This window comes from Chloroflexus sp., assembly GCF_034435895.1.
In the GTDB taxonomy this organism is placed as follows: Bacteria; Chloroflexota; Chloroflexia; order Chloroflexales; family Chloroflexaceae; genus Chloroflexus.
This window is the reverse complement of the sequence record NZ_DAOTWH010000033.1, coordinates 1-12,557: the sequence shown is the minus strand read 5'-3', so window position 1 is coordinate 12,557 and position 12,557 is coordinate 1. Positions and strand designations below refer to the sequence as shown.

Below are 12,557 nucleotides of genomic sequence, written 5' to 3'. Positions count from 1 at the left end.
GGCTCGGCGCGGAGCAACCGCGGGGCTGGCCAACCGTAGACCGCGGCCAAAAAGCCGATCATTGCCCGCGCCGCACCGGGCAAGGTATGGTTGGTTGCTACATACGCCTGCGCCCGCCTCCCCAAAGCCGCCGCCAGCGCCGGATCAGCCAGAAAACGCCGGCAGTAAGCGACAATCATATCGGTTTCGCACTCGTCAACATCGACCTGCGCTACCACGTCGGGCGGCAGTTCGCAGAAAGCGTCAACTGTGCTCACTAGCGTAGGCTTACCTGCACCGAGCAGGCGCAACAGACTAGCGCTAGTTTCGCCGGAGGTCGGGTAACGCAAATTCAGGCCAACATCAGTCGCAGCGACGTAATCCTCAAACTGGGCACGCTCGACATAGCCAGTGACGGTCACGGCTGCTTGCAGGCCAAGCCGTTGGATCACGCTTTTGAGAGCATAATTGGGTGAAACGGAACCAACCAACACACAGTGGGCATCGATCCCCTCCCGCCGCAAGGCGGCCAGCGCCCGCAGGGTTGGTTCGATCCGCTTCCACGCATTGATATTGCCAAAGGTTGCCAACAGCGGGCGTTCGAGTGGGATGCCCAACCGCCGGCGCGCCTCGTTGCGATCAATCACCGGTGGCAATGGCACCCCCATTGGCACAAGACCGCGCGGCAAATCGGGCCGGACAGCCGCCACCCGATCCAACAGATACTGGCTATGTCCAATCACGGCCTTGGCAGCGGCTAGCACATCTTCATTGCACGGAAACGAAAACGCCGCTTCGCTAAAGCGCGAACGGATCATGAGCTGAGCGATATTCTCGCCCTCCACACCGTAGCGCGCCCGCATCATGGCCACGTAGCGCTTTACATCGCGCTGCACATTCGCCGCGTACCAGACCATAAAGTGATGCAGCACGAAATCATGCATCACCATCACGCCGGGAACGCGCTGCGCAACCCGCCAGATACCGGCGTGGGCCGGACTATTGCCCATGTGGTAGACAATCGCATCAAACACCCCCCGCCGGGCGAGCCGTTCGAGCTTGCGGATGGGCAAGACCGTGAAATGCCGCTCAAGCTGCGGATTCGTCGGGCGCAATCCATCCTCAACAAACAGCGTGATCTCGGCGTATTGGGCGAGGTAGGGCAGCAGCTCCTCGCTATAATCGGAAATCCCCGACGGGGCTGGGTTGACGGGTGAGCAATAAGCGATGCGCGGGCTCATACACGCTCCACCAAAGCCGCCACCAGCTCGCGGCAGAAGGCGGGAATATCAGCCACCACCCTCCCCCAGACCAGATGGCCATCGCGGAAGGCCGCTTCATCCACCCACGTTGCGCCAGCATTGATCAAATCGTCTTTGATCCCGGTCGAGCCGGTGGCCGGACGACCACGCACAATACCGGCGGAAATCGCAATCGAACCGCCGTGGCAGATAATCCCGATCACCTTGCCGGCGGCGTCCATCGCTCGCACCAGATCGGTCACCGCCTGATAGCGGCGTAGCTTATCCGGCGCCCAACCGCCGGGTAACACTAAGCCAAACAGGTCATTGGCGCGCAATTCGGCAATGGTCGTCGTGGGGGTAATCTCTAGGCCGTTCTTGCCACGCACCGGACGGAGATCAAGCCCGGCGGCCAACACCTCAGCACCCTCTTCTTGCAGGCGCATCAGCGGCACGTAAAACTCAAGGTCTTCCACCCCCTCGGCCAGCAGAATCGCAATCCGTTTGCCTGCTAGTCGCATAATTGGCACTCCCTTCTCTTGCAGCGACACTGCAAGGCAACGTCGCTAGCGTTCCACGAGACGATCGCGACGCAGTGTACCATAAGCCAATGACAGCGATTGCTTGAGAGTAGGTTTTAAATGCGGCAGTTTCACTGTCGCGCCCCATAGCTACGGCTTGTTTGCTGGCGGCAATGGCCGCACGCAATTGCCGCCGGCCACTTTCGCCGCATACAGCGCTTCGCCGACCCGCGTCAGCAATTCAGCCGCATTGCGCGCATCGCGGGGAAAGGCAGCTACGCCGATTGAAATTGTCACTTGCAGATCAAGCGTACTAGGGCGAATTACCGTCTGCGCCACTGCCGCGCGCCACTGCTCGGCGCGGTGCAAGCTGGTTTCCAGCGCTACGCGCGGTAATACCAGCAGCAATTCATCGCTGCCGTAGCGGCAGAAGATATCGCCTCCGCGCACCTGCCGGCCAATCAGGTTCGCCAGATGTTGCAACACTGCATCGCCGAGCGCGCGGCCAAATTGCCAATTCACCTGCTCAAGCTGGTCAATATCGATCAACGCCACGCTGAGCACCACCTGCTCGCGATCGGCGCGCCGCAGCTCGCGTTCCAGCGTCTCATTGAGATAACGGCGCGTATACAGACCGGTGAGCGGATCACGGATCTGCTCATTCTGCAAGCGCACCGTCAAGGCATGCGCTTGGGACCTCGCCTCGGCCAATTGTTGGCGGCGCGTTTGCTCGATCTGCCAGCGCGTTTGCGCGGTCACCACCGCGCGCAGCAAACATAACGGCTGCAGCTCAGCTACGGTCAGCACTTCATGTGCGCCCGCCTGTAACGCGCCGACAGTAGCGTCTGCACCGGCCACTAGACCAATCAGCGGCGCATGCTCGGCTTGCGTTGCGAGATCAGGCAGCAACTGTTCCCGCAAGTCGACCAGATGCGGCGACGAGGAGGCAACTGCGTCTACCGGCATAACCTGCCACGCTGAACCCAACAGCGCACTGATCAGTGCAATCAACGCCTGATCGCTCGTCACAATCGGTAAGAGCTGTGCGGCGGATGCCATAGCCTGCCCGTGGTTAGATGACCGCGATACTGCGTCAACGATAGCATACTTCAACCTTCTCGACAAGACAATGAAATAATCGGTCAGTAGGTTCCAGACAATGGCACGGTATCTATCCCACGGCGTATAACAAACTGGCCTTCAGCGCACACTGATCGGAGCCAGTTACCTGAGCGGTGTGCATTGCAATCAACGTTATTTCGGCAAGTCGGCGGGCATAGGTAATGACCAATCCCATCACGCTGGCTCCTGCGCGCCACACAGGATGTCGGAACCGCTGTCATACGCCTTCCAGCGCTCGACTAGCTATGCAATGGGAAACTGGCGCTATGTGTAAGGAAAACGTTGTTCGCCGTTCATTCTTTTGAAGTACAATAGGCGGTATAGTAAGACCAACGCAGTCCTCGCCTTGCCACATCAGATCGACCAATAGAGATGTTCTGATCAATGATGGCATCGATCACACCTGAGTGGAACGCACCTATGGCGGCAATACCGTTTGTGATGATCTATCTCATTCCGGCGATAATTTCCGCCGGACTAGCGATCATGATGTGGCAAAATCGCTACTATCGCGGTGGCCGTCCCTTCACGCTTTTGCTGGCCGCCATCGCATGGTGGAATGCCTGCCACGCGCTGAGCATCGCCGATACGACGTTTGAAGGCACGCTCTTTTGGTCATTATTGCAGAATGTCGGCATTGTGATGATCGGGCCATGCTGGCTCCTCATCGCGCTGGCCTATTCGGGCGAATGGTGGCGGGTGCCGCGCTGGCTGCGGCGCGGCATTTTTGTGCCCGAACTCATTTCGTTGGTGCTGGCGCTGACGAACAACCTCCATTATCTCTGGTGGGCGACAGTAGAAGCCGACACTTCACGCCCATTCCTCTGGCTGTCAGTCACCCGCGGGCCGGCGTTCTGGTTTCACACCGTTTATGCGTATGTCTGTCTAGCGATCGGCATTATCGTGCTGGCCCGCGCCTCATGGCAAGCGCCGCCGGTGCATCGCTACCATGCCCGCCTGATGCTCACCGCAGCGCTCATTCCGGCCGTTGGCAATATCGCTTTTCTGGGTGGGCTAAAGGTACCGTGGAACGATGATCCAACGCCAATCTTGCTCTTTATCTCGGCGGCGCTTGGCATTTACACAACGATGCGCTACCGGCTGTACGATTTGGCCCCGCTGGCCGAGCAAGAAGTCATTGCTGGCTTGCCTGACGGCCTGATCGTGCTCGATAGCCGTGGACTGGTCGCCGAGATCAATCAGCACGCACCTCGTTTGCTCGGCGTGCATAGCGATCGCTGGATTGGCCGCCCCTTAACCCAACTGGTCGCCTCCTCGCCGTTTGGGCGCGATCTGCAACACCTGCTGAACACCACCATCACGGCGCCGACTCGGCCGGTTATTTTCGATAATGGCTCCCAAGCGATCGAAGTGCGCATCCGTTCGCTCCAATCCGCCGCTGGGATTGCGACCGGATCGCTGGTGTTGGTACGCGATGTGAGCGAGCGGATGCGGGCCGAGCAAGAGCGCGCGCGCCATATCGCCGCGCTGCGCCTGATCAACGCCATCGCCCGCAGCGCCAACAACGCGCAAGAAACCGGCTCGCTGCTCAATACGATCGCGCGGATTATTGTGCGCGAAGGCCATTGGGAACGGGTTTCGATCGGCCTGATCGATGAGTCGCAGCAACGTATCACCGTGGTCGTTGACCACACGACCCATGGCGCCGGCCAGTCGCAGAACGAAATTATGAGCGGCGCTGCCGCCGTAACCTTGATCCAGCGCATCCAACAAGGACGGCCAGAATTGATCAATCTGGCTGAACTCACCGAGGAAGATCCGTTGGCAATCGGCTTGCGTCAAGCAGGATTACAATCATTGTTGCTGGTGCCGCTCCGGCATGAACACCTTGCGACTGGCATCTTAGGGTTAGCGACTAGTGCGCCCAAGACGATGACGCCAACCTTGAGCGAGTTGGTCACTGCCATCGGTGAATTGATTACCGATGCGATCATCCGCATCCGCCTCTACGAGCAAGTGCAACGGGCTGACCGGCTCAAGACCGGCTTTCTCGCCACCGTCAGCCATGAGTTACGCACACCGCTAACCTCCATCATCGGCTACACCGATATGTTGCGGCGCGGCGTGTTAGGCGAACTTAGCCCAGAGGTGCAAGAGACGCTCGGCTATATGAAGCAGTCGAGCCTCACGTTGATGCGCTTGATTAGCGATATTCTGGAGTTTTCGCGCATGGAGGCCGGCCAACTCGAGATGGAGGTGGAGCCGGTTGAGGTGGGCGCGATTATTCAGAATGTGGCCGGGCAGATGTTGCCACAGGCGCGCGAACGCAATTTGGCGTTGTTGGTGAATATCCCTGCTGATGTGCCGAAAGTGATGGCCAACACTGGCCGGCTGGAACAGGTGCTGATCAATCTGGTCAGCAATGCGATTAAATTCAACCGTCTCAATGGGCGGGTGGAAATCTGCGCTGAACCACGCGGTGAATGGGTGCGCATTTGCGTCAAAGACACCGGCGTGGGCATTGCCCCCGACGATCAAGAGCGGATCTTTGAAGAGTTTCAGCGCGTCCGCCAGCCAAACGGGCAGAAGGTGCATGGCGTCGGCCTTGGCCTTGCTATCTGCCGCCGCCTCATTACCTACATGGGTGGCAACATTGGGGTTGAGAGCACTCCCGGCGAAGGATCAACCTTCTTCTGCGATCTGCCGGTGGTGTCGATATCGCGCATTGTAGGGGAACGAGCTGGCGCATGACCGTACCCCCGATTCTGTTTGCTGCCGCCATCTCTCTCGCTGCCAAGCAGCGGCCGCTCCTAGCGCGCCGGGTGTTACCCAGGTTGCCGTCGCGGCGGCGATGCGAGCGAACGGGGTGGTACAACGAACGCGGCCAAGCCGCATTCTCCCACCGATGAGCCCGCCCCACGCACCTTGCTCCCCCTCGCCGGCGCAGTCGCCTAGCCGCCGGCATTGCTGCCGGCGCTGGCCGGCTCTTACCCGGCCGTTTCACCCCTTACCGGAAATCCGGCGGGACTGTTCTCTGTTGCCGTCTTGCGTCACCGGCCGATTGCTCGACCGGCGCCCCCGCTTGCTGTTTCGCGGGGCGGCGTTCCGCCTTGCGGCGGGCGGGGAGTCGGGAAGTTCCTCTGGGAAATCCCAGCGGCGGCGCGTCATGCGCCAACATCAATTCTAGTATAGCACACCGATACAGAGGCGCAAAGGGAGCAAAGACGCAAAGGCCGCATAACGCAAAGACGCGAAGAGTGCAAAGGTCGCAAAGGATGTTATCCTCTGGGCACCAGCGCGCTTCATAACTACCAAAAAACCTTCGCGCCCTCTGCGTCCTTAGCGCCTTTGCGTTTCCCATCCTCTGCGCCTACACCTGTTGCAAGCGGGCTAGCAGCTCTTGCTTCAAATCCCACAGGCGCTGGCTGAGCGAGACGTGGTAGATATGCGGGTTCATAATCCGCCGTACGCCGAGGTCAAGCCGCTCGACATCGGCATGGCGGCGCGCGCGCATCTGCTCCAGCGGCAGTGGCTCAGCCACCCGCCGGCCCTCCACCATCCCCGGCTCGAGCAACGGCTCGATCCCGGTCAGTTCTGAGCGGCGCACCGTGCGCTGGCGGGCATGGTCGCTGGGGTGACGCAACCGGATGCACTCTTCGCTGGTGGGGTCTTCATCTTCGAGCGCGATCAGGTCAGCAGTCGCCTTGCCGCGCTCGTCGTACAACCGCCACACCCGCTTCAAACCGGGATTGGTCAGCTTTGCCGCGCTCTCGGCAATCTTAATCGCCGGCTGCCACTCCTTGCCATCGTGCAACGCCACCAGCTTATATACCCCGCCCAACGCCCCCTCGCCGTGTGACGTGACCAGCCGGGTGCCGACGCCATACACCAACCGGCGAATAATCGCATCGGCATCGGCATTGTAGCGCCGCGCCTCTTGAGCGATCTGGCTCTGAATCTGCCAAATCACCAGCTCGTCCAAATCATTCGAGAGCACGATCACCGTATCGGGGAACCCGGCCCGATCCAGCATCAACGCAGTCTGAATCGCAAGGTAAGCAAGGTCACCCGAATCGAGCCGCACCCCGACCGGCTTATGCCCCTTGGCGCGCAGCTCCTCAAACACCCGAATCGCATTCGGCACCCCGCTGTGCAAGGTATCGATCGTATCCACCAGCAGCAAACAATCGTCAGGATAGACCTCGGCATAAGTGCGGAAGGCATCGAGTTCGCTCATGCCGAGGGCCAAAAACGACTGCACCATCGCGTGGGCATGGGTGCCCTTGGCAGTCTGGCCGATAGTATGGGCAAGGCCCACGTTCGAGGTAAAATCGGCCCCGCCAATCAAAGCTGCCCGCGTACCGGCATTCGCCCCCAACCCCTGCCCGCGACGCAGGCCAAACTCCAGCACCGTGCTCGCCCCGCTCGCCTCACGGATACGGCTCGCCTTGGTCGCCACCAACGTCTGATAATTGAGATGGTTAAGCAACGCGGTTTCCAGAATCTGCGCCATCAACAACGGCCCGCGCACAATTGTCATCGGCGCTTGGGCATGCACCACCCGCCCTTCAGGCACCGCCCACAGCGTGATCCCGCCAAAATGGCCATGGTCGCGCAAATAGGCCAAAAAATCCTCGCCGAAGACTGGCTTACCCACCCGATTCCGCTGGCTGCGCAAGACTTCAAGCTCGACCGGGCCAAACGCCGCCGTCTCCATCCAATCGAGCAGCCACTCAAGGCCGGCGGCGATGCAATAACCGGCGGAATGCACGCCATAGTTGGGCGGCTGGCGAAAGAAATGGTCAAACTGAGCCGGACGCTCGTGAATGCCCATGCGGAAATAGAGCTGGGCCATGGTCAACTGATACTGGTCGGTAAAAAGTATCCCGGTAGCGGTACGGAGCTGCGCGCCGTTCATAGGTGCCTCGCTATATAGTGTAACTTTCACACTAATATAGCAGCAAGCGGGGTGGTTGTCAATGAGCATGTTTACCGCCGAGGACGCGGAGGACGCAGGGAGAGGAACATATCATCACGAGGGCGCGCCGCACCCGCAGCAAGCTCCTCCTTCGGCGGAAAGGTTCCGCTCGCGTGCTTGCGGGAGATTGCTTCGCTTCGCTGCGCTCCACTCGCAATGACAACCGGGGAGTGGCGCTGTTGGCGGCGCGCAATGACAAATGGGGAGGCGATGCTTCCCCCAAAACCCTTTGCGTTCTCTGCGCCTTTGCGTTAAAAATTTCTGCGCCCTTTGCGTCTCCCTCTACACAAACGCCGACATCCCAGTAATTGCGCGGCCCACGATCAACGTATTCATCTCGTGGGTGCCTTCGTAGGAATAGAGCGCCTCGGCATCGGCGAAGTAGCGGGCCACTTCGTGTTCGAGCAGGATGCCGTTGCCGCCGAAGACGGCGCGAGCCAGCGCCACCGTTTCGCGCATCTTTTCGCCGCAGAAGACCTTGGCCAGCGAGGCATGCTCGTGGCTGACTTTGCCGTTACGGGCAGCGATCTGGCTCATCCGCAGGCACATCGTCTGCATCGCCGTCACGTTGGCCAGCATCTGCACCAGACTGTTCTGCACCAACTGGAAGCCGCCGATTGGCCGCCCGAATTGGATGCGCTGCTGGGCGTACGCCAACGCCTTTTCATACGCGCCCATTGCCACCCCGGTCATCGCCCACGCGACGGCGGCGCGGGTGATCGCGAGCTGGCGGGCAATACCGCGGAAGCCGCCCACGTTCGGCAGCCGGTTGGCTTCGGGCACCCGGCAATTGACGAGGCGGATATGAGCGTTTTGCACCGTGCGCAGGGCGATCTTGCCTTCTAGCCGTTCGACCTCGTACCCCGGCGTACTGCGCTCGACGATGAAGCCCTGCACTTGGTTGTTGGATACATCCCGCGCCCAGATGATGTTGAGATCGGCAATTGGCGCGTTGCCGCTCCACTTCTTGGCCCCGTTGATCACCCAGTAGCCGCGCTCGAAGCGGGCGGTGGTCGTGAGGCCGGCGGCGGTCGCTGAGCCGACGTCGGGTTCGGTCAAGGCCCACGAGCCGATCAGCTCGAATCGTTGCATCGGCGGCAACCAGCGTTGCTTCTGTTCGGCTGAGCCGAAGAGGTCGATCGAACCCATGCACAGGCCCCAATGCACGCCGAAGAAGGTGTAAATCGATGGATCGACCCGCGCGAGCTCCATACATGCCACACCAGTGAGCACCGGGCCAAGAGCGTCGATGGCGTAAGGCCGGGTGCCGAAGGTTTCAGCGACGAGACGGGCAAAGCTGGGTACGATCTCGTGCGGAAACTCGCCTCGCTCCCAGTAGCTGTTGGCCAGCGGACGGATCTTTTCTTCCATATACGAGCGGATCTTTTGTTGGATCAGCCGCTCTTCGGGTGAGAGTTCGCCCAAAATATCGAAGAAATCGCTATTGATCGGCGGCACGCGCTTAGGCCGCCGCTTGGCGGCGATGCTTTTCAGCAGCAGGCCGATTTCTTGCGGAGTGATGCTGCGCAAGGCACGGAATGTGTCAACAAACGGCACATTCACCTGCTGCATCATGCGGGTGAGGCTGGCCGGAAGAGAGATAAGCGCCATAGATGCCTCCTGTTCAGCATCGAGCAATGGGCAACCCCATTGTTGCCGGATATGACTTCAAGCAGGGAAAGGAATGACGCGATGCGTCAAGAATAAGTGTAGCATATGGCGGCGCGGGTGTCAATGACAATGTTGTCAGATTGCCGGCAATCGCCTGCGCGGTCGTTAGGCTCGCTCCATGACGCACCGCATTATCCCCGTATCACGAGATGCTTCCCAAAACGGTTGACGGTCGGCGCTACCATCGTCTACAATAACGCGAGGAACAGCTTTTCGGCGTTAAATAGGCGTTATTCGTATGCAAAAATTAACCGCGGCCCAAATTCGCGAAACGTTTATCTCGTTCTTTATTCGCCATGGCCATACCCATGTGCCCAGCTCGTCGCTGGTCGTCGCCGATGATCCGACCCTGCTGTTTGCTAATTCGGGGATGGTGCAGTTTAAGGATGTCTTTCTGGGGCGCGAGCAGCGTCCTTATACCCGTGCGGTGACGGCGCAGAAGTGTTTGCGCGTCAGCGGCAAGCATAACGATCTCGAAGAGGTTGGCCCCTCGCCGCGCCACCACACCTTTTTCGAGATGTTGGGCAACTTTTCCTTCGGCGACTACTTCAAGGCTGAGGCGATCCGGCTGGCGTGGAAGTTGTTGACCGAAGAGTTTCAGTTGCCGGTCGAGCGGCTGTGGTTTACGGTCTTTGCCGGCGATGATGAGGTGCCGCCTGATGATGAGGCTGCCGAGCTGTGGATCGCGCAGGGGGCCGATCCGTCGCGGGTGCTGCGCTTTGGCCGCAAAGATAATTTCTGGGTGATGGGTGATACCGGCCCCTGCGGCCCCTGCTCGGAAATTACGATGTATATCGGCGATGACCTCAGCCAGATGCATGCCGAGGGGGTGAATTCCGACGACCCCAATTATGTCGAGATCTGGAATAACGTGTTTATGCAGTACGACCGCGCCACCATGCAGCCGCTGCCGCGTCCGTCGGTGGATACCGGCATGGGCCTTGAGCGGATGGCGATGGTGATGCAAGGAGTGCATAGCACCTACGAGACCGATCTGTTTGTGGCGATTATCAATCGCATTATCAGCGCGCGCGGCAGCGATAAGGCGCATTATCAGGCTCACCGCAGCGCTTACCGCGCAATTGCCGACCATGCGCGGGCGATTGCGTTTTTGATCGCTGATGGCGTGTTGCCGGGCAATCTGGGCCGGGCCTATGTGCTGCGCCGGATTTTGCGCCGCGCGGCGTATCAGGGCCGCACGATCGGCTTCGAGCGTCCGTTCCTCGCTGAGGTGATCACGTCGGTGATCGAGCAGATGGGCAACGCTTACCCCGAATTGGTCAAGCGGCGCGAGTTTATCCTCAGCGCCGCCGATCAAGAGGAGCGCCAGTTCTTGCGTACGCTCAGCGGCGGTATCACGCGGCTGAACGCGGTGATCGAGCAGGTGCGCTCCCGCGGCGAGACGGTGATCCCCGGTAATGATGCGTTTGTGTTGAAGGATACCTACGGTTTCCCGCTTGATCTGACCCAAAAGATCGCTGCCGAGCATGGGTTGGCGGTTGACGAAGCCGGTTACGAGGCGGCGATGGCCGAGCAACGGGCCCGTTCGCGAGCGGCGGCGACGAGCAAGCGCAGCGGCGAGGCCGATCTGTGGGTGGAGCTGGATTTGCCCAATTCCCATTTTACCGGCTACGAGCGGCTGAGCGACCGGGCAACGGTGATTGGGATGCTGGCCGATGGCGATGCGTTGAACACGGCCAGCACCGGGAAGCACGTGCAGATTGTGCTCAATACCACGCCGTTCTACGCCGAGAGCGGCGGTCAGGTCGGCGATACCGGCGTGCTGGTCGGCCCGGACGGGTCGGTGCGGGTGGAAGATACCCGCCGCCCGCTGCCCGGTCTGATCGTTCACTATGGCCGGGTGGTTGATGGCACAATCAGCGTGGGCGATCAGGTGCAAGCGACGGTCGATCTTGTGCGGCGGGCCGATATTCAGCGCAACCACACTGCGACCCACATGCTCCAGCGCGCGCTGCGCGATGTGCTCGGCGAGCACGCGGCCCAGGCCGGTTCGCTGGTCGCGCCGGATCGGTTGCGCTTCGACTTTACCCACACTAAGCCGGTGGATCCCGAAGAATTGCGCGAGGTCGAGCGGCGCTTGAATGCGTGGGTGCGGGCAGATGCCACGGTGCGCTGGGAGATTACTGGCTATCAGGATGCGATGGCGCGCGGCGCGATCGCGCTGTTTGGCGAGAAGTATGGCGATACGGTGCGGGTGGTAACGATCGAGCGCGGTAATGGCTTGGATAATGGCGAGTACGCTTCGCGCGATAGCCTTGAGTTGTGCGGCGGCACCCACGTCAATCGCACTGGTGAGATCGGGTTTGTCCGGCTGGTGAGCGAGGGCAGCATCGGCAGCGGCATCCGTCGCGTCGAGGCGCTAACCGGGCGCGGGGCCGAGGCGTGGGTGGAAGAGCAGGCCCAAGCGCTGCGCGATCTGGCGGCACGGATCAATGCCCAACCTGCCCAGTTGGCTGAGCGGATCGAGGCGTTGCTGGCCGAGAACCGGCAGCGCCGGCAAGAGCTGGAAGCGCTGCGCAGCAAGATGGCGCGCGAGCAGCTGGCCACGTTGTTGAACCGGATGCAGACGGTTGCTGGCGTGCCGTTGCTGGCCGCCGAGGTCGAGGCCGATACCGTCGAGCGCTTGCGCGAGATGGGCGAGTATCTGCGCGACAAGCTGGGCAGCGCGGTGATTGTGCTCGGCGCGCAGATCAACGGCAAGCCGCAACTGCTGACGATGGTCACCGCCGATCTTGTCCGGCGCGGCTTGAATGCAGTGCAACTGGTCAAGCCGCTGGCCGCGATCGTCGGTGGCGGCGGCGGCGGCAAACCCGAAGTCGCCCAAGCCGGCGGGCGCAACCCCGACCAGTTAGCTGCGGCGATCAACGCTGCCGCCGGCGTATTAGCCGAACAAGCGGGGTAAGGAGAATAGCCACAAAGAGACACAAAATATTTCAATGTTTTTGCATGGCTATCCCCCCTCCCCGTCAACAGGGAGGGGGCAGGGGGGTGGGGTAAAGGGTAAAAGAGCGGGTAGAGCACCCTCACCCCCCCGGCCCCTCTCCCACCGTGAGGTGGGAGAGG

Annotated in this window: 7 protein-coding genes; 2 read left to right on the top strand and 5 right to left on the bottom strand. The window is 60.7% G+C overall.

Translation table 11 applies throughout. The features are described 5' to 3' along the window. From U9R81_RS01800 to U9R81_RS01790, 3 genes are all read right to left on the bottom strand, one after another. Positions 1 to 1,220, bottom strand: a 1,220-nt coding sequence (locus U9R81_RS01800) for a glycosyltransferase family 4 protein (RefSeq protein ID WP_322493830.1), incomplete at its 3' end; no start/stop codon positions are given. After that, a complete protein-coding gene (locus U9R81_RS01795; protein WP_322493829.1) occupies positions 1,217 to 1,741 on the bottom strand; it encodes a type 1 glutamine amidotransferase domain-containing protein in 525 nt (174 codons plus the stop codon). The genes U9R81_RS01795 and U9R81_RS01800, both read right to left, overlap by 4 nt. 150 nt (positions 1,742 to 1,891) lie before the next feature. Next, a complete protein-coding gene (locus U9R81_RS01790; protein ID WP_322493828.1) occupies positions 1,892 to 2,800 on the bottom strand; it encodes a GGDEF domain-containing protein in 909 nt (302 codons plus the stop codon). A gap of 483 nt (positions 2,801 to 3,283) precedes the next feature. Here U9R81_RS01790 and U9R81_RS01785 point away from each other — a divergent pair, with 483 nt between their 5' ends. After that, positions 3,284 to 5,575 carry a histidine kinase N-terminal 7TM domain-containing protein gene (locus U9R81_RS01785; protein WP_322493827.1) on the top strand — a complete coding sequence of 764 codons (2,292 nt, stop codon included), beginning with the start codon at positions 3,284 to 3,286 and terminating at the stop codon, positions 5,573 to 5,575. A 619-nt stretch (positions 5,576 to 6,194) separates the two neighbouring features. On the opposite strand, the gene U9R81_RS01780 is transcribed toward U9R81_RS01785, so the two are convergent. Both U9R81_RS01780 and U9R81_RS01775 read right to left on the bottom strand, forming a co-directional pair. After that, entirely contained in the window at positions 6,195 to 7,742 is a 1,548-nt protein-coding gene (locus tag U9R81_RS01780; RefSeq protein ID WP_322493826.1) for a nicotinate phosphoribosyltransferase, read from the bottom strand. A gap of 342 nt (positions 7,743 to 8,084) precedes the next feature. Next, the gene (locus U9R81_RS01775; protein WP_322493825.1) at positions 8,085 to 9,413 is read right to left on the bottom strand and encodes an acyl-CoA dehydrogenase family protein; all 1,329 of its coding nucleotides are present in this window, start codon (positions 9,411 to 9,413) and stop codon (positions 8,085 to 8,087) included. Between the two features lie 298 nt (positions 9,414 to 9,711). On the opposite strand from U9R81_RS01775, the gene alaS reads away from it, so the two are divergent. Next, entirely contained in the window at positions 9,712 to 12,396 is a 2,685-nt protein-coding gene (gene alaS, locus U9R81_RS01770) for an alanine--tRNA ligase (RefSeq protein WP_322493824.1), read from the top strand. Positions 12,397 to 12,557: the final 161 nt, after the last annotated feature.

Bases quoted from the DNA above. Each gene is read 5' to 3' on its own strand.
- U9R81_RS01780 (WP_322493826.1), bottom strand. From the start codon at position 7,742: ATGAACGGCGCGCAGCTCCGTACCGCTACCGGGATACTTTTTACCGAC.
- U9R81_RS01785 (WP_322493827.1), top strand. From the start codon at position 3,284: ATGGCGGCAATACCGTTTGTGATGATCTATCTCATTCCGGCGATAATT.
- U9R81_RS01790 (WP_322493828.1), bottom strand. From the start codon at position 2,800: ATGGCATCCGCCGCACAGCTCTTACCGATTGTGACGAGCGATCAGGCG.
- U9R81_RS01795 (WP_322493829.1), bottom strand. From the start codon at position 1,741: ATGCGACTAGCAGGCAAACGGATTGCGATTCTGCTGGCCGAGGGGGTG.
- alaS (WP_322493824.1), top strand. From the start codon at position 9,712: ATGCAAAAATTAACCGCGGCCCAAATTCGCGAAACGTTTATCTCGTTC.
- U9R81_RS01775 (WP_322493825.1), bottom strand. From the start codon at position 9,413: ATGGCGCTTATCTCTCTTCCGGCCAGCCTCACCCGCATGATGCAGCAG.